The sequence below is a fragment of the Paenibacillus sp. SSG-1 genome (assembly GCF_002224835.1).
GTDB lineage: Bacteria > Bacillota > Bacilli > Paenibacillales > Paenibacillaceae > Paenibacillus_AQ > Paenibacillus_AQ favisporus.
The window spans coordinates 5594205-5612223 of sequence record NZ_MBRK01000001.1 but is presented as its reverse complement, the minus strand read 5'-3'; the positions used below and the strand labels follow the sequence as shown (position 1 = coordinate 5612223).

Annotated in this window: 18 protein-coding genes; 10 read left to right on the top strand and 8 right to left on the bottom strand. The window is 52.8% G+C overall.

Annotated features, from left to right (window positions below; translation table 11 throughout):
- Positions 1 to 24 precede the first annotated feature (24 nt).
- From BCV73_RS25765 to BCV73_RS25730, 8 genes are all read right to left on the bottom strand, one after another.
- Positions 25 to 765: a carbohydrate ABC transporter permease gene (locus BCV73_RS25765; protein ID WP_084204006.1), complete on the bottom strand. Its 741-nt coding sequence runs from the start codon at positions 763 to 765 to the stop codon at positions 25 to 27.
- 187 nt (positions 766 to 952) lie between these two features.
- Entirely contained in the window at positions 953 to 1831 is an 879-nt protein-coding gene (locus BCV73_RS25760; protein WP_089549057.1) for a carbohydrate ABC transporter permease, read from the bottom strand.
- A complete protein-coding gene (locus BCV73_RS25755; protein ID WP_089549056.1) occupies positions 1828 to 2877 on the bottom strand; it encodes an ABC transporter ATP-binding protein in 1050 nt (349 codons plus the stop codon). Before BCV73_RS25755 ends, BCV73_RS25760 begins: the two co-directional genes overlap by 4 nt.
- A 166-nt stretch (positions 2878 to 3043) precedes the next feature.
- Positions 3044 to 4132, bottom strand: a complete 1089-nt coding sequence (locus tag BCV73_RS25750) for an alcohol dehydrogenase catalytic domain-containing protein (RefSeq protein WP_256993003.1) — start codon at positions 4130 to 4132, stop codon at positions 3044 to 3046.
- A gap of 112 nt (positions 4133 to 4244) precedes the next feature.
- Positions 4245 to 5006 (bottom strand): DeoR/GlpR family DNA-binding transcription regulator, encoded by a 762-nt coding sequence (locus BCV73_RS25745; RefSeq protein ID WP_076172929.1) that lies wholly within the window; start codon positions 5004 to 5006, stop codon positions 4245 to 4247.
- Positions 5007 to 5092: 86 nt separating this feature from the next.
- Positions 5093 to 5821, bottom strand: a complete 729-nt coding sequence (locus BCV73_RS25740) for an MgtC/SapB family protein (protein WP_076172979.1) — start codon at positions 5819 to 5821, stop codon at positions 5093 to 5095.
- Between the two features lie 355 nt (positions 5822 to 6176).
- Positions 6177 to 6677 (bottom strand): hypothetical protein, encoded by a 501-nt coding sequence (locus BCV73_RS25735; RefSeq protein ID WP_076172930.1) that lies wholly within the window; start codon positions 6675 to 6677, stop codon positions 6177 to 6179.
- A gap of 5 nt (positions 6678 to 6682) precedes the next feature.
- Complete coding sequence (locus BCV73_RS25730; protein ID WP_089549055.1) at positions 6683 to 7369, bottom strand: TetR/AcrR family transcriptional regulator; 687 nt, start codon at positions 7367 to 7369, stop codon at positions 6683 to 6685.
- 106 nt (positions 7370 to 7475) lie between these two features.
- On the opposite strand from BCV73_RS25730, the gene BCV73_RS25725 reads away from it, so the two are divergent.
- The 10 genes from BCV73_RS25725 (at position 7476) to BCV73_RS25675 (ending at position 18012) form a co-directional block, all read left to right on the top strand.
- A complete protein-coding gene (locus tag BCV73_RS25725; RefSeq protein ID WP_076172932.1) occupies positions 7476 to 7772 on the top strand; it encodes a hypothetical protein in 297 nt (98 codons plus the stop codon).
- A 314-nt stretch (positions 7773 to 8086) separates the two neighbouring features.
- Complete coding sequence (locus BCV73_RS25720; RefSeq protein WP_076172933.1) at positions 8087 to 8698, top strand: VC0807 family protein; 612 nt, start codon at positions 8087 to 8089, stop codon at positions 8696 to 8698.
- Positions 8699 to 8769: 71 nt separating this feature from the next.
- The gene (locus tag BCV73_RS25715) at positions 8770 to 9363 is read left to right on the top strand and encodes a TetR/AcrR family transcriptional regulator (protein ID WP_089549054.1); all 594 of its coding nucleotides are present in this window, start codon (positions 8770 to 8772) and stop codon (positions 9361 to 9363) included.
- Positions 9364 to 9522: 159 nt separating this feature from the next.
- Positions 9523 to 10998 carry a spore germination protein gene (locus tag BCV73_RS25710; RefSeq protein ID WP_076172935.1) on the top strand — a complete coding sequence of 492 codons (1476 nt, stop codon included), beginning with the start codon at positions 9523 to 9525 and terminating at the stop codon, positions 10996 to 10998.
- The gene (locus tag BCV73_RS25705) at positions 10991 to 12073 is read left to right on the top strand and encodes a Ger(x)C family spore germination protein (RefSeq protein WP_089549053.1); all 1083 of its coding nucleotides are present in this window, start codon (positions 10991 to 10993) and stop codon (positions 12071 to 12073) included. Before BCV73_RS25710 ends, BCV73_RS25705 begins: the two co-directional genes overlap by 8 nt.
- A gap of 19 nt (positions 12074 to 12092) precedes the next feature.
- Positions 12093 to 13205, top strand: coding sequence for a GerAB/ArcD/ProY family transporter (locus BCV73_RS25700; protein ID WP_179232065.1), 1113 nt, complete (start codon positions 12093 to 12095; stop codon positions 13203 to 13205).
- A gap of 155 nt (positions 13206 to 13360) precedes the next feature.
- Positions 13361 to 13810 carry a Dps family protein gene (locus tag BCV73_RS25695; RefSeq protein ID WP_089550402.1) on the top strand — a complete coding sequence of 150 codons (450 nt, stop codon included), beginning with the start codon at positions 13361 to 13363 and terminating at the stop codon, positions 13808 to 13810.
- A gap of 76 nt (positions 13811 to 13886) precedes the next feature.
- Positions 13887 to 14306 (top strand): pyridoxamine 5'-phosphate oxidase family protein, encoded by a 420-nt coding sequence (locus BCV73_RS25690; RefSeq protein WP_076172938.1) that lies wholly within the window; start codon positions 13887 to 13889, stop codon positions 14304 to 14306.
- Between the two features lie 193 nt (positions 14307 to 14499).
- Positions 14500 to 15873, top strand: a complete 1374-nt coding sequence (locus BCV73_RS25685; protein ID WP_089549051.1) for a helix-turn-helix domain-containing protein — start codon at positions 14500 to 14502, stop codon at positions 15871 to 15873.
- A 1215-nt stretch (positions 15874 to 17088) separates the two neighbouring features.
- Positions 17089 to 18012, top strand: a complete 924-nt coding sequence (locus tag BCV73_RS25675; protein WP_244879424.1) for an ABC transporter permease — start codon at positions 17089 to 17091, stop codon at positions 18010 to 18012.
- Positions 18013 to 18019 lie beyond the last annotated feature (7 nt).

Here is an 18019-nt window from a genome sequence, read left to right as displayed (position 1 = left end):
GATTTAAATAGTAATAGCGACAGTTTATTTAATACCGGAGTATACAAAAGCCTTGACGATCTGCTTGGAAGCAAACAAATACACGATCAGGATCGGCAGGACGAGCACAACGTTGCCCGCCATGATGATATGCCAGTTGGATACGCCCTCGGATTCCCGGAGCATGGCGATCCCGATCGTCAGCGGCCGGACAGCGGTCGAGTCGGTGACGACGAGCGGCCAGAAGTAGTCGTTCCAATGGCTCACAAAGCTGAACAAGGCGACGGTGGCCAAGGCGGGAACGGCCATGGGGATCATGATCTTCTGCATGATTTTGAACTCGCTGGCATTGTCCAGCCGGGCGGACTCAATAATCTCCTGCGGGATTTGCATAAAATACTGGCGGAGCAGGAAAATCCCGAAGGCATTGGCCATGAACGGAATGATCTGGGGCAGAAGGGTGTTGTTGATGCCCCAATCCGCCATCATCAGGTAGACGGGAATGAACGTCACCTGCCCTGGAATCATGAAGGCGAGCAGCACGATGCCGAACAGCAGGTTCCGGCCCCAGAAGCGGTATTTGGCAAATGCATACGCCGCCGGGATCATCACGATCATTTGCAGCACGATGACGGAGACGGTGATGATGACCGAGTTTTTCGCATAGGTCACGAAGGGAGCCGACCTCATGGCCTCGGCAAAGTTATGCCATTGCGGCGCGGCGGGAATCCACGTCGGCGGAAAGGCCAGCGTCTCCTCAAAGGTTTGCAGCGAAGTGGATATCATCCACAGGAACGGAAAAATAAACACGATCAGCACGGCGAGCTTGGCCACGAAGCCCAGAAGCCGTTTCAGAAGCCGGAGGGACGCATGGTCCCGGATCCGGTAACGCAGCTTCCCGCCGACTTGTTTCTTTTCCTGGATCAGCACGGGAAAAGCACCCCCTCAGGTTGTTGTCTGCCCATGGTGCGGCTCATTGGTAGTGAATCCGCTGGGCAAGGACTTTGAAGTAAACAAAGGTCAGCACCGCGATAATCGCCATCAGCACGACGCCGGTGGCCGAAGCGAAGCCGATGCTGGTCGTTCTGAACTCGTAGATGTAGTACACGAGCGTCGTCGTTGAGCCGTTGGGGCCGCCCCCGGTCATGATTTTGACCGTATCGAACACCTTGAAGGAGCCGATCGTCATGATGACGAGGATGAAAAACAACTGCGGCGAGATCAGCGGCAGCGTAATTTTCCAGAACACCTTGAACCTGCTGGCATTGTCCAGCGCAGCGGCTTCGTAGATGGTCGGGGGAATGCTCTGCAGCGCCGCCACCATAATGAGGGCGTAATAGCCGATGCTGTGCCACACCGAGACCAGGATCACGGAGATCATGGAAGTGCTCGAGCTCTGCAGCCAGGGTGATCCCGGAAGTCCGAAGGCCTTCAGCACATAATTGAGCAGGCCATGCCCCGGCTCCATCAGCCACATCCAGACGAGCGCGATGGATACGATCGAAATGATATGCGGCGTAAACAGGCCGGCCTGCAGAATGGCGTTGAACCGCGACCGCTTCCGCAGCCATACGGCCACGCCGAGCGAGAGCAGCATAGTGCAGAGCACGACGCCCACCGTGTAGACGGCGGTGTTGGCCAGGGCGTGATAGAAATCGTCCCGGGTAAAAATTTCCCGGTAGTTGTCAAGACCGATGAACTTGCTTTTGTCCTTATTGAGCAGGTTGTATTTATACAGGCTTAATTTAATGAGGTAAAAGACCGGGTAGACCACGAACAGGAACAAGGCGATCATCGCCGGCAAAATGAGCGCGTACGGCCTGGTCGTCTCCCATACTCTGCGCCGGTTCATTGGAAACGTCCCTTTAGCGCATGAAGGTAGGTGTTATGCCGTCGGTCATCGCGGTAAATCCGCTTGTCATCTGCTCCGAAGAGAAAGAGCTTGGATTCGTCCACCGAGAGATAGATGTCCTGGTCCACGCTGAACAGGTCTTCGGTGCATTTGATCATAAAGGAATGGTCCCGGGTACGGACCTGGTAGATGGTCTCTGAGCCGAGCATTTCCCGGGTGGAGATGACGCCCTTGGCCGTAAAATGGGCATCCGCCGGCTCGGTGGACAGCAGCCCGTGCTCCGGACGAAAGCCAAAGCGGACTCCGTCCTGCCCCATGTCGCCGACGTTCATCGGAGGGACCCCGATAAACTGCGCGGCAAACAGATTATCCGGTTCGCGGTAAATTTCAGCCGGCGAAGCCTCCTGCTGAATCTCTCCCTGATTCATCAGCACGATGGTGTCGGCCATGGACATCGCTTCGACCTGATCGTGCGTGACGTAGACGAAAGTGGAGCCCAGCTTCTTGTGCAGCTCAATGAGCTCGACGCGCATCTGCACCCGGAGCTTGGCGTCTAAGTTGGACAGGGGCTCGTCCATCAGGAACACTGAAGGTTTCTTGACCATCGCCCGCGCGAGCGCCACCCGCTGCCGCTGGCCGCCCGAAAGGGTGGAGGGCTTGCGGTCAAGGTAAGGACGGAGTCCGACCGTCTCGCTGATGCTTTCCACGAGCCGTGTCCGTTCCTCCTTGGGCACTTTGTTGTTTTTCAGGCCGAATTCGATATTCTCGCGTACGGACATCGTCGGATAAATGGCGTAGTTCTGAAACACCATCGCGACGCCCCTTTGGCCCGGGGCAATGGCGGATACGTCGCTGCCGCCGATCAGAACCGACCCCGAAGTCTGGCGGTCGAGCCCGGCGATCATGCGGAGCAGGGTGGTCTTGCCGCAGCCCGAAGGACCGACCAGGACGGTGAATTTGCCGTCTTCGATCTTCAGGTTCAGACGGGGGATGATGGTGTTTTTGTCAAACGATTGGGATACATCGACCAACTCAATGGATGCCACACGGATTCCTCCTTCACCAGCGGTTGCTATGTGTTGTTTGGGTTCATCGTCCACGGCAAGCGCTTTCATATGATGAAGAACGGAGGGAGGAATGCCTGGGCATCCTCCAGCCGTTTTTACTTCAACCCGCTTGTGTGGTACACTATTGAACAAGATTTTCGCTCTCTCACCAGCGAAAATCGAGGTACATCTTTTTCCAGTCTCTGTGAGCCAGGGCGGATTCCATTGCGCCCGCAAAGTCTTCTGCCTTGCTCACCGGGATATAGTCATCCGGCACCAACTGCCGGAGCGTCTCCTGACATTCCTCCTGCTTCATCACTTCAAGCACCTTCCGAAAATCGCTGTGCGAGCTGCGGCTGCTGCCGTGGATCGTAATGCCTTTCTCCAGCACATCCCGCGTATTGATAGGAACAAGCTCCTCGCTGACGCCCATGGCGATCAGATGGCCCCCAGGGAGAAGTAAGTCGATCCCTTGATTGATGGCGCTTTCACTAAATCTTCCGCCTGTGCATTCCAGCACGACATCAACCTTCCAGCCGCCTTGAAAATCGTATTCCTGCACCATTTCGGTCCGCGCAAACGTGAAATGCTCCAGCTTCTCATGAATGGCGCCGAATACCGTCAGGCGCTCCGTGCTGACGCCAAAGGCGTAATGGAGCATGGCGGCAGTCAGGAAGCCGACCGGACCGTCTCCGAATACGGCGACCTGTGCGCTGTCCAGCAGATCGGCCACGGGGCGGATCGCCCGGTAGGATACGCTGCACAGCTCTGCCAGCACGGCAATGTCATCCGGAATCGAATCCGGGATCGGAATGGCGCATGCCTCCGGAATGACGAGCCGGCTCTGCGCGATACCGTCGATCGTACTCCCGAGAAACTTGCCGTTGTAGCAGTAATTCTCCGGAATGTCTCCCCGGCAGGCCGGACAGCACTCGTCGTGCTTGATGCCGTTCAGCAGATAGCCCGGCAGGTTCGGCACGATGGCGACCCGCTGTCCCGCTTGAAGCTTGGAGGAGCCGCCGACGACTTTCCCGATGCCTTCATGAAGCAGGGCCATCGGCAGCTTGCGGGCAAGGACTTCGGGTTTCCGAAGGCCTCCGAAATATCGAAGGTCGGCATGACAGATGCTGGCCAAAGTGGGTTCAATGACGACGAATCCTTCCGCGACGGTCCGATCCATCGTCATTTCTTCGACATGGTGGGGGTGGGTGAGCCGGAGCGACCGGGAGTCCACCGTTTGCGTAATCGTACTCAAATCAGGGAACACCTCCATGTGAGCGTTATTTGTTTTTTTTAATACTGGATTTCCTTATCATTTGTTCGGGTCTGACGTCATCGTCAGCTCCCCTGAAAGGAGCTGCGTTCCGTCAGACGGTTAAAATTTGAATGCCGGCGTCCTGAAACTGCTTAATGTCGTATTCCGCAACCTCGTTGCCCGTGATCAGGGTATGGATCGAGCTATTGGGAGCGACGTTGTACAGCGAAATTTTGCCGATTTTCGTTTCGTCGGCGACGACGATGACTTCCTGGGCGGCCGCGATCATGCCCTGCTTGGCCACGACCAGTTGGGCTTCCGGAAGCGTAAGGCCGTATTTGGGATGGATCGCGGTGGTCGCGATAAAAGCTTTGGATACGTGTACCGACCGCAGCACGTAATCCGTAAACATGCCGTTCAGCATGAAGCTGGACGGATACAGTTCCCCGCCGGTGACCGTCACTTTGACGCCGGGAGCGTCCCGAAGCTCGGCCGCCACGTTCATGTCGTTGGTAATGACGGTGATGTTGGAGCGGTGGACCAGGTTGCGGGCGATGTGCAGCGTGGTCGTGCCGGAATCCAAAATGATGTGATCCCCGTCTTCCACCAAGCTTGCCGCCTTCTGGCCGATACGTTCCTTCTGATCGAGCTGGATGCCTGATCTTTCGTTGAACGAAGGCTCGTGATGCGTGAGCTGTTCCACAATAACGCCGCCGTGCGTCCGTTTCAGAAGCCCTTCCTGTTCGACCTCAGCGAGATCGCGCCGGATCGTCGCTTCATGAACGCCGAATTCCTTGGCTAACGTGCCGACAGAAGCCGACCGATGCTGTCTGACAAATTCGACGATTCTCATTTTTCGTTCAGCTGCCAGCAATATAACCATCCTTTCCGCCAAATCGCATATACGATTGCTTACTTTTGTTCACTTTTGCTCATTTACCGGGATTGCCGTCAATTCGATTACATCTTGAAGTTGGAATACTTGTTGTTTGCGGAGAACTTTTGTGCGAATTCTGAGGAGATTCCCGACGATTCAATGCCGAGCACGTCGGGCAGGGAAGATATTTTGTCCATGGCGGCAACCACCTGCATCGGATTTGGGGAGCGGATATGGAATTTCAGTTCGACCATGGCATCCGCCAGCCCGTCGGGCGTGCGGATTTCGATATTGTTGATCTTGATGCCAAGTACATCCAGCTCGCTGGCGACCGTCACAAGCATGCCCGGCTTGTCGGGCACCCGGATGAGGAAGTCGAAGTTCCTCTTGCGGTGCATGATGAGCTTTTCCCATTTGTTCAGGGCAAACAGGCTGATAAAAGCAAGACCGGTCGTCAGAAGGGCCGAGTAGAGAAAACCGGCGCCGATCGACAGTCCGATCGCGGCCACGACCCATACCGAAGCGGCGGTCGTCAGTCCGGATACCGTCTGTCCCGAGCGGAGAATGGCTCCTGCGCCGAGAAAGCCGATCCCGCTGATCACCTGCGCAGCGAGCCGCGCCGGATCCAGGCGGACGTTCGTTTCGTCCACGAAGGCCTCAAAGCCGTACATGGACAGGATCATGATGGACGCCGAGCCGAGACAGACCAGGATATGGGTCCGAAAGCCGGCGGCGTGATTGTTCCATTCGCGTTCCATGCCGATCAATCCGCCCATGGCGACCGATAACAGCAGCCGGAGCGTCAAATCCATATTGCTGATATGCCACACACTGTCGATTCATCATTCCCCCTTAACTCAAGCGAAAATGAGCATTCAATGCCCAAATCAAACATAAATGAGTATTATTTGCGTAATATATGCTCGTTTATGTTCACAATTTGTTCATTTGTCGCTATATTAACACGCGGATTTGCGGAAGACAATATATCTGGAGGAAATTTTTGAAATATTTTTTTAGAGCAGGGGCGTGGGCGACGGTGGGGCAGCTGAGGCTAGGAGCAGCAGTTTCGATTTGCCCGAGTTCATTTGGAGAACTGACAACAAAAAACAGCGGAACGCTGTAGTAGATAGCGTACCGCTGGATCGTTAAAGGCCTTCCGGATAACTAATGAATCTTCGTCCATCTTTGTTTGTTTTGAAGCCGTAACAGTACCAAGCCGATCCCGTTGACTAACAGCAGTCCGAAAAGGGTGTTGCCAATGGGAGCCCAACCGTTATCTCCGGTCAACATCAGCGACAATACGACCTTTCCAATCAGGGTCACATTCAGAATAACCAGGCCGATTTTAAAAGAATGCTTCCAGAATGCAACGCCCATGGATACGACAAAAGCCATCATAAATGCCAGCGTGAATACGGCCGAACCTGGATCACTCAAAAGCATTTTTTCATAATCCAATACGGCTTCCATCTGGGGATTGATCGTTTTCGGCGCAGGAAACCAAACCATGCTGCTCATCATAAGTAAGAAAGTGATCATCATACCTTTCCAGTTTCGTTTGTAAGCGAAAAAAGCCAATACGATTAAAAAAATGGGGCGGATATACCAACTTAACGGATTCAAGTGTCTTTGGAAAGCCCAATCTAAGAGTTGATGGAATTCCAATTGGATCACTCCTTTGTGGATACTGGCGATATCGTTAAAGCACTGGCAACCGCATGGAACATTATTTCTTCAATTTCGGCGTAAAGCTTCTCGTCAAATTCCTGTTTATGGACTTCGATCAGCATGGCTGCCCGCATCATACCTACAATGACTCCCGAGTCTTTGTTGATGATTTCTCCTTTGATTTGCTGCTGCTCGATATAATTCATTAAAGGGATAACGTTGCGCTGCAGTTTTCTTTCGATGAATTCAGGGGGCACCCTTCGACGCAATAGCTCCATTTCTTGGGGATGCATAATGAGCTTTTTGGTCAGCGGGTTGGTTTTTAACTCAAGAACCATTTGACGCAGATATGCGATAATTCCGTTATAAGCATCGGACTGTTTCTCTACAGCAGCCCATACTCTTTCCTCCATCCCGGCCGATTCCAACTCCAGCAGATCCAAGTACATAGCTTCCTTGCTGTCGTAAAAAGCGTAAAAGGTGCTTTTAGCGATCCCGGTTGCGGCGGTTAACTGTTCCAGTGAAGTTTTTTTAAGGCCCTGTGCCGCAAACAACTTTTTACCGGCATCGATTAAATCCTGACGAAGTTTTTCCTTTTCAGCTGGAGAGAATTGAGGCAATTTAAAACCTCCTATAAAAACAAATTGTATTTTTGTTTTTATAATAATTCGCTTAGCATCATTTGTCAACGATTTCCACCAGAATACTTTGCTCTATTTCATCCATAATAAGGAGAATGATCGGGTCCAAGTATGCCACGCAGCACGGAGCCGAAAACGCAGGGAGGAATCGCCCATGAGTCAAGAAATGAAGGATGAGAAGCGGGCCCTTTCGACAGACCTGTCGACCGTGGAGTCGCAGCGCAACGATCTGGCCTTCGAGGAGTTTCCGGACGGGCCCTACGGGTCGCCGGTCAACGCCGAGCAGTTGGGGAAAAGCACACCATGGCGGGTGGATCAGCGCAGCTCGGGCCGATTCGACTACGAGAATCATGAGCTGCACGAAGGCCATGTCCGGGATTTCCCGGGCCAGGACGTTTTCGATGAGCGGATTCCGGATGACGTGAATAAGCCGAGGGTTCCGGAGGAATGAGCTTGGGGATGAAATAAAAATTCATAACAAAAGCGTTAAAAATGACCGGTGCATCATGTACCGGTTTTTTCGTATGCATCTTGCGGATTGCGGGCTGCGGATTGCTTCAAGGAAATCAACCGGATGGAGGGAGATTGCAAGTTTGATTTTGATGTTGACATACCTACCGAAGGTAGGTACTATTATAGTCATAGAAAATACCTACCGAAGGTATGACTAACGAAGCAGCGGCCATATTATTGCAGTTCTATTCCCGATTGGATTTCACAGCCTGACACAAACGAATTATTTATTGGAAAGGACGGTTCAAACCAATGACCAAATCGAAAAATGCTATTATCGTGACGCTCATTGTCAACATTGTACTGCCGTACGTCGTGTATACCTTGCTGCTGCCGCACACGAGCAGCCTGGTGGCCTTATCGGCCGCCGCCATTGTACCGCTGATCGATACCGTGTACAGCCTAATACATACCCGCAAGGTCGATATGTTTTCCGGCTTCATTTTCCTCGGGCTTGTTCTCGGCATTGCCGCGGTTCTGCTGGGCGGCGACGAACGGTTCATTTTGCTGAGGGAGTCTTATGTTACAGGGATCATGGGCCTGGTATTCCTTGGATCCCTGCTTGCCGCACGCCCGCTGATCTTTTATTTTGCCGAACGGTTCGCCGGCCGCGATCCGGAAATGCATGACAAGTGGAACCGCCTGCCCGCCTATCGTCAGACCTTTCGCCGCATGACGGCGGTGTGGGGCGTCGCGCTTTTGCTCGAAGCTTGTGTTAAAGTAGGGTTGGTGTACACTTTGTCGATTCCTGCCTTTCTGGCAGTTTCCCCGTTTGCCACCTACGGCATCCTGGCGCTTACGATCTGGTGGAACGTTACCTACGTGAAACGGGTCAAGCGGGAGGCTGCTTTAAACCGTAAATAATTCAGCAATACAACATAAATCATTCAGCTTATGAATCAAATAATAACCCAAGCGATATGGAGGAATAGATGATGGACGACAAGTCGATGAATCCCAGCCTGAAGCTGCTGCTGGACACGGCCGAAGAGATGATCCTGGAGAGGGGATGCCGGGCGACGACGCTTCAGGATATCGCTGACCGCAGCGGTCTGACCAAAGGAGCCATTTATCATTATGTCAAAAGCAAAGACGAACTGTTCGCCCTGATCCTGCAGTCAGGGATGCAGAATACGAACCGACTCTTCTACGAGTCGGTATCCCGGGCGGTCGGAGAGGATGCGGGTCTTCAAGGGCCGCTGTCCGCCCTATCGGGAAAGATGCAGCATATGTCCAGCACGGAGACTGCTTCGAGCCTCATTTTTATTTACCTGCTGAGTCAAAAGGATAAGCCCGCCGTGGCCGACATCCTGAAGCGATACCAGGAGACGGCCATTCAAAATTCGGCTGAGTGGATCAAGGTTGGGCAGGAGCACGGCGTGATCCCGGCCCATGTGGACGCCGAGAAGGCAGCGCGGCTGCTGTCCATCTTCAAGAACGGCCTGCAGGTACAGCAGATTGTGTCCCCGGATGCCGCGGAAATGAGCGAAGAAGATATTTTTAGGTTTATGAAAAATGCGCTGAGCTAATCAAAGGACCCCCAAATGAGCCGATACGGACTGCCGGCTTTCCCTGGGGGTTCTTTTCGTTCTATTCCGTGAGCTGCAGCCGGGAAATGAGGTATGTTTTGACCGGGCGCCGAACATAATGGGATCTATGCTCATTTTCTCACAGGAAAGGAAATCGTCATGAAGCCTGATGCACCCAAGACCCTCCGTGAAATATTGGAGCAAGCCGCCAAGTCCAGCGATTTTCGGCAGTTTTCCCCCTTTGCGGAGAACGACCGGATCCGGATCAGCTACTATTCTTCTCTTGTGGATGCGGAGAAGGTCAACCGTTATCTTATCGCTGAAATCCAGCAGCATGATGATGATATTCATCGGCTGGCGGACATTCAGAACCGCATCCCGTTCGATGAAGCGCAAATCACCGAGGATACGTCGGAAGTCGAGTCCAAGCTGGTCAAAGGGTATGTGATCCTCCAGATCGTGTCGGAAGAGCCGGCTTTTTTGATCGTTAATATCAACCAGACCGAACAGGGGCACCGCCAAAGCAACGAGACCGAAAATGAATTCAGCGTCGTGGGACCCAAAATCGGCTTTGTGGAAAACATTCATGTTAACGTCCATTTGCTGAGACAGCAAATCGCCGTCACGAGGCTGGTGATCGAGGAGGTTTCGGTCGGCAGCCTGTCCAATACGAAGGTCATGATTGCTTATCTTGACGGAGTGACGAATCCGCAGCATATCGAAACGATGAAACAGCGGCTCGGCAGGATCGACTTCGAGGTCGTATTCGACACATCGATTCTCGATCAGATTATATCCGATCATACCAACTCCCCGTTCCCGCTTTTTCTGTCGACGGAAAGGGTAGACCGGGTGGCTTACGCCATTACTTCCGGACAGGTCGCGGTGTTCGCGGACGGATCACCCTATGTCTTTACGGGCCCTTCCACGTTTTTGGACTTTTTCGTATCGCCGGAGGACTATTATTTGCCCTGGATTATCGGGTCTTTCTTTCGCATCGTCCGCATTCTGAGCGTCATCTTCTCCATTTTTGTCACGCCTGTCTATGTCGCCGTATTAACGTATCATTTCGAGGTTATTCCGGAAAATATACTGGAGCCGTTAATCATGTCCCGAACCCATGTCCCGCTTCCTCCCGTGCTGGAGGCGCTCTTCCTGGAAGTGACGATCGAGCTGCTGCGGGAAGCCGGAGCCCGGCTCCCGACCAAAATCGGCCAGACGCTCGGCATCGTAGGCGGGATCGTCATCGGCCAGGCCACGGTGGAAGCCGCCCTGGCGAGCAGCATCCTGCTGATCATTGTGGCGTTGTCGGCGCTGGCCTCGTTTACGACTCCCATTTTTAAAATGGCCAATACGATCCGCCTCCTGCGTTTCCCGCTGATCCTGCTGGCCGGCCTATGGGGCGGGCTGGGGATTGTGGCCGGGCTCTTTTTGCTGCTTGGGCACCTGCTGCGGCTCAAATCTCTCGGCACCCCGTACTTGCTGCCGCTGTTCCCGCTGCGGACCGGCAATTTCGGTGACAGCTTCGTACGGCGATCGTACCGGTATATCACCAACCGGAACATTTACCTGAGGCCTCTGGATTCCAAGCGGTACACCCCGAGTGAAGACCAGGAGGATATTGAGCATGAGTAGCCTCGTAAGATGGCTGGGGATATTCGGTATCGTCTTTGCGCTTGGGGGATGCGGAAACGACCGAATGGTCGATAAGATCCGTATCGTCACGGTGCTCGGATTTGACGACGGCCGCCCAGGTTATATCGGGACCGCTCTCTACAGCGATTTTACACAGAGGGGGAAGGTCGGCACGCTGCAGGGGCGGGCGGGGCAGACCCAGCTCGTCCTGAATGAAATGAACGGCCAGTCAGCCCAGCCGGTCAAAATCGAGAAGCTGCGGCTGCTCCTGTTCAGCCGGGAGCTCGCGGAGAGCGGCCTTTCGTATTTCATCAATTCGATCTGCCGCAACCCGCTGATCAGTAATTATTTGACGGTGGCCGTATCGGAGGAGCCGGTCACGTCCCTGGCCAAGGTCATAGCCGAGCAGGGCAGCCGTGAGCTGCCGTACCATCTCATTGAGCAGAATATGAAATCGGGGAATATTCCGAGATCCAACCTCTCGACGATGTTGTTTGATTACCATGGCCTGGGGAGGGACGTTTCGCTTCCGGTCATCCGGTTAAACGCTGCGGGCAGATTGCAGGTATCGGGCTATGGCATTTTCAAAGGGGACCGTTTAAAACTCACCTTGAATCCGGAGGAAATGTTCTATTATAAGCTTCTTCAGGGATACTCCATGCGCGGGGAAATTCCTTTTACCCTGAAAAAGCACGGGCAGGAAGGAACAGCCCTTTTTTCGGTGAGCTATGGAAGGGAATCCAAGCATGCGGTCATGAGGGCAGATGGCTTGCATATTCAAGTCCAGCTCGCGATCAGCGGAATGGTGAAGGAGTATCCGAGATGGATGGACTTAAGGAAGGACTCCAATGACCGCGAGGTAGACCGCCAGCTGGAAAAGCAGATACGGGAACGCCTGATGTCGCTGCTCGCCAAACTGAGGGACAGCGGTGTGGATCCGCTGGGCGTAGGGGATCTGGTCAGGGCATATTCCCGGGACTGGGACGAGAAGGAATTTTACGAAAGGCTGTATCCGAAAACGGCTTTCGATATCGCTATCAACCTTCAACTGACCAAATCGGGAATCGGAGAATAATAAGGACAGGTGAATGAAGATGTCCAGACAGATCAAGGAAAGCTTAACCGTATCCCCTTATTTGCTGTGGTTCATGATTCACGGAACGCAGTCCGGCATCGCTATGCTGAGCTTTCAGAGCCGTAACATTAAGGGGGCGCAGCAGGACTCCTGGTTATCCTTACTGCTCGTCGGCCTCAGCCTGCACGCGGTCGTGTGGATCATTTATGCGATCATGAAGCACGCGGATGGAGGCGATATCCTCCACCTGCATCGGCAGTTGTTCGGCAAATGGATGGGAGGAGCGATGAATCTCCTGTTCTACGGTTATATGCTGCTGTTTATCGTCTATCAAATCCGGTCTTACATGGAGGTCATCCATATTTGGGCGTTTCCCACGACGCCGCTCTGGTTCGTATGCCTGCTCATTTTGCTGACTGCCGTATATATCGTGACCGGGGGGTTGCGGGTGATCACGGGAATCTGCTTTTTCTGCGTCGTCATTCCCACCCTGCTCCTGGTATCGATTTATTTTCCGCTGCAGTATGCCCATTGGACGAATTTCCTGCCGCTGCTGAACCATTCGCCGCGTGAATATGCCCAGTCGGCGTTCCATTCGCTCAATTTATTTTACGGGGTGGAGTTTCTGCTTCTGCTGCACCCCTTTATCAAGCATCCAGAAAAGTCTCGGAAATGGGCTCATATCGCCGTGGCCCATTCCACAGTACTTTACTTGATCGTCGCTATAGTCACATTGGCGTTCTTTAACGTTCAGCAGCTGGAGCATACGATCTGGCCGACGCTGATTCTGTCGAAGGTGGCCCGGCTCCCGTTCATCGACCGGTTCGATTACGTGTATGTGTTCAATTGGTTTATCGTGATTCTGCCGCCGGTATGTATGGCAATGTGGGCGGGAACCAGAATTTTGAGACAGGTCACCCCATTGAGATCCAAGCCGCTGGTATGGTTCACATGCGGGATGTCATTTGTCATTATCGCCGTATTACAAGGACCCAAGACGATCGACAAGCTGGATTCTGTGGTAACCTGGGCCGGACTGGTCCTGCTGTACGTCTATCTTCCGCTGCTGTGCCTCTGGGTGCATATTGTCCAACGGTATCAAAATCGAAGGGCGGCAGTGGAAGGGGGGTGAAATCGTACCCATGCCTGGTTGGGATTAAAATGATAGAAATGGCATATTGATTTACTGTAACTAAATTGTGTACAATTCAGTTACAGAAGAAAGCTTGCGAACCGAAAGGCTTGCCGAAGGCCTTCACTGACTGATAATAAAGGATGGGATAAATGATGACAAACACAACGACATTAACATTGGAACAGGCATTGAATCAGCAGGTGGCAAACTTCAGCATCCTTTACGTGAAAATTCATAACTATCACTGGTATGTAAAAGGAGAACAGTTCTTTACGCTGCATGCGAAATTCGAGGAACTGTACAACGACGTTACGCAAAAAACGGACGAAATCGCCGAACGCCTTCTGGCGATCAAGGGCAGACCGTCTGCTACATTGGTAGAGTATCTGGAAATCGCTACGATTGCGGAAGCTACAGGAAAAGAGGACGCGCGCGGCATGGTGCAGTCGCTCATCCATGACTTCTCGGCGGTAAGCAAGGAACTGCATGACACCATCAACTTGGCGGAAAGCGCCGGTGACCACCCAACCGCGGATATGCTGATCGCGATGCAGGCGGACTTGGATAAGCATGTATGGATGCTTGAATCCTACCTTGGCTGATTTCAACGATTTCCAATGAACGAGGGGCTCTGACCCCTTCGTCGATGATGTCAGAAGAGAAGGGGTGTGATTATTAATGGAAGCTAAATTCGCCATGGAGCATGAGGTTGCCAAAATTCTGGATCACCACGAATACGCCGCCGTTGCGACGGTGGAGAATCAGAAGCCACGGCTGCGCCGGATGCCGAAGTACAACAAAGGACTGAGCATCTATCTTGTCGCAAATCGGAAAAGCCAAACCTGGGACCTGGAAAGCAAGACGCCGGTGTCGCTGCTGGTAGGGCATGGGGAGAACGACTCCCGGGAAACGGTGGAAATCGACGGAAAATTAACCGTGAACACGGAGGAAGCTCTCCGTCAGCAGATTTGGCGGGAAGAGTTCAGCGCGGATTTCTCCGGCCCGGATGATCCGGATTATGTGATCCTTCAGGTTAAGGCCATTCGTGTAGAGTTAACCGACAAGGACGGACAGAAGCACGAGTGGTTCGATTATTGATTGAATCCCGCGGCAGCGGTGAGAGCCGCCTTATCAGGTTGAAACCTAATAAGGCGGCTTTTTCGTGTGCTGACAACAATCCGTTGTTCTTACGGAGCTGCAGTGAATTGGCGGACTCAAGCAGCGCTTGATATACAAATGCCCGGCGAACCGATACACTTAAGCGCAAATAACCTTTGAAGGAGTGTCGAGGATGTTTGATATGGTCAAGATCGGGAGAACCATTGCCCGGCTTCGCAAGGAAACGGGTTTTACGCAAATGGAGCTGGCGGATCGGATGGGAATCAGTTATCAGGCGATCAGCAACTGGGAACGCGGGGAAACGATGCCCGATATATCGAAACTGCCGCAGCTCGCAGACATTTTCGGCGTCAGCATCGACCGTATTTTGGAGAGTTCGAAAGGGACGCAGATCATCCAGACGATTGTCGAGGACAAGACGTCCGAATTTTTGCAGGCGAACGAGGTATCCGTCGAGGAGTTCGCGAGTATCGCCCCGATTCTCAAGTCAGCCCAGGTAGACGAGGTGTTTGGGCACATTAAAAACAAGTTCAAACCGAAGGACATCCAGTCCATCGCTCCGTTTGTCAGCGAGGAAGTGATCGATGAGGTCGCGCTGCAAGCCTTCGAGAGCGAAGGGATCGGTGCGCTGTCACCGATCGCACCGTTTATGAGCGATGAAGCAATCGATGAGTGTGCGAGGAAAGCTTACGAGAACGAAGGGATTGGTGCGCTGGCACCAATCGTACCGTTTATGAGCGATGAAGCAATCGATGAGTGTGCGAGGAAAGCTTACGAGAGCGAAGGGATCGGTGCGCTGTCACCGATCGCACCGTTTATGAGCGATGAAGCAATCGATGAGTGTGCGAGGAAAGCTTACGAGAACGAAGGGATTGGTGCGCTGGCACCAATCGTACCGTTTATGAGCGATGAAGCAATCGATGAGTGTGCGAGGAAAGCTTACGAGAGCGAAGGGATCGGTGCGCTGTCACCGATCGCACCGTTTATGAGCGATGAAGCAATCGATGAGTGTGCGAGGAAAGCTTACGAGAACGAAGGGATTGGTGCGCTGGCACCAATCGTACCGTTTATGAGCGATGAAGCAATCGATGAGTGTGCGAGGAAAGCTTACGAGAGCGAAGGGATCGGTGCGCTGTCACCGATCGCACCGTTTATGAGCGATGAAGCAATCGATGAGTGTGCGAGGAAAGCTTACGAGAACGAAGGGATTGGTGCGCTGGCACCAATCGTACCGTTTATGAGCGATGAAGCAATCGATGAGTGTGCGAGGAAAGCTTACGAGAACGAAGGGATTGGTGCGCTGGCACCAATCGTACCGTTTATGAGCATTGATGCAATCGATGAGTGTGCGAGGAAGGCTTACGAGAGCGAAGGAATCGGGGCGCTAGCGCCGATCGCACCGTTTATGAGCATTGATGCAATCGATGAGTGTGCGAGGAAAGCTTGCGAAAGGGAGGGGCTCGGGGCCTTGGCGCCGATTCTCCCGTTCATGGATCGGGAGCGGATTGACGCCTGGGTGAGGGAAGGAATCCGCCATATGTCCTGACCGAAGTACACAAGGCAATTATGAAATCCAGAAAGATGAAGACGTTCAAGGGAAGCCGAGAAGGACCGGCTGAGCTTGGACGTTTTTTTAGATATCAGAAAGTATAAGCGAGAAAAAGAGAAAGCAGGGCTGCAGCATCCAAAAGGCGGAAGTGAAATGACCAAACGCCATTGTCAGCCGGTTGTGACGGCAAAATCGATGTAAACGCATACATGTTATTTTTGACCTGCCGCAAAACCGCGCCCCATAAGGGCTCGTGCGGGAATTGTCATTTTTGATATATACACCTTAAAGGTTGTCCAAATCATCAAAAATGACATATTCGGTTCCTGAATCACAAGTGAATGTAACCACCGGAGCCAGATTTCAAGCCGATTTGATGAGGGGGCGAAAACGACATATTTACGCATGGCGGGGGCTCCGATATGTTTAGTGTAAGCGTTATCACACGCCGCTGAAGCGAGATGTGGGGGAACGGGCAGGCTTAACTAACGATCAAAAACCGTGGCCGAGAAACAGGGACATTTGGAGGAGGATCGGCCCGCCGATAGATGCGTTGAAGATGGAAGCTTCACCGAAGAAGGATGTTTCATTTAAAGAGAAGGTTTCATTGAAGAGGGATGTTTCTTCATTGTACGAAGCCATCGGAACCGATCGAAAGAACTCTCAGGATCCTGCTCGAAACGAGGGCGCTAAGCTGCTTGACTGGTTGAACGGCCCTCACCTTTCGAGGAAGGGCATCGCTTAGATGCTGGTCAGCTGAAATTTTTGTTCCCTTAGTAAAAGGAAGAACAGCGTAAGTCGGCTGGTAGGGAACATCATGATAGGGCTCACAAGGGGAAGTTTAACCACAACTCGTCCTTAGTCAGGTAGTATATCAAACATATTTGTGTAACTTAAGTTATCATTGTGATGTTAAGTACTGACTGATTCACCCGAATTCGATGCAAAAACAACATATTCCTCTGGCCAAAACCGGTCGATTTTCTTCTTGTTCGTACGGGTTTTGCCCTGAATTTCAGGCTCATGTGGAAAATGACATATTTACGAAGGTTTTACCGATCGAATACGTTTAGATCACAAACCTTGTTCACCCGCCTTTTTCGGGCTTTAACATCCGTCATCACGGAGAGATAAAGGCAACAAAGAATCTACCAGAGAAGGAGTGATACGATGCATGAGACAAAAGCTGCCATCGCAGGCACGCCGGCTGTGATGCCGAGAAAGAAAACCCACAAAAGCTTGTGGAAGCGCATCATTCTGAACTGGGAGCTGTACCTGTTTATTGCGCCGGCCTTTTTCTACTTTCTTATTTTCTGTTACGGGCCGATGTACGGCATCCAGATCGCGTTCAAGAACTTTATTCCGACAAAAGGAATCACGGGAAGCCCGTGGGTCGGCTTCGACCACTTCATCCGCTTCTTTCATTCCTATTACTTCTGGGATCTGCTCTGGAACACGCTGAGCATCAGCTTGTACTCGCTGGTCGTCGGGTTTCCGATCCCGATCATTCTGGCGCTGGCCTTCAACGAGGTCCGAAACGGCTTCTTCAAGAAGCTGTCCCAGACGGTGACGTACGCACCGCACTTCATTTCCATGGTCGTTATGGCCGGGATGATTATCACGTTCCTTTCGCCGTCGACGGGGATCGTCACCCACATGATCGAGGGTCTGGGCCTGAAATCACCGGACTTCCTCACCGACCCGCGCTGGTTCAAGACGATGTACGTCTTCTCGGACGTGTGGCAGAGCGCCGGCTGGGGCACGATCATCTATCTCGCCGCGCTCTCGGGCGTTGATCCGGGGCTGCATGAGGCGGCGATTATCGACGGGGCCTCGCGCTTCCAGCGCTTGCGGCACATCAACATCCCGGTGCTGGTCCCGACGATGACCATCCTGCTCATCCTGAATATGGGCAGCCTGCTCGGGGTCGGCTTTGAGAAAATCCTGCTGCTGCAAAACCCGCTCAACATGAGCTCGTCGGACGTCATTTCCACCTTCGTCTACCGCTCGGGTCTGGTGGATGCGCAGTACAGCTTCTCGACCGCCATCGGCCTGTTCAACTCGGTCATCAATGCGGTATTGCTCATCGTCGTCAATCAGATCGTCCGCCGTACGAGCGAGAACAGTTTGTGGTAGAGAGGAG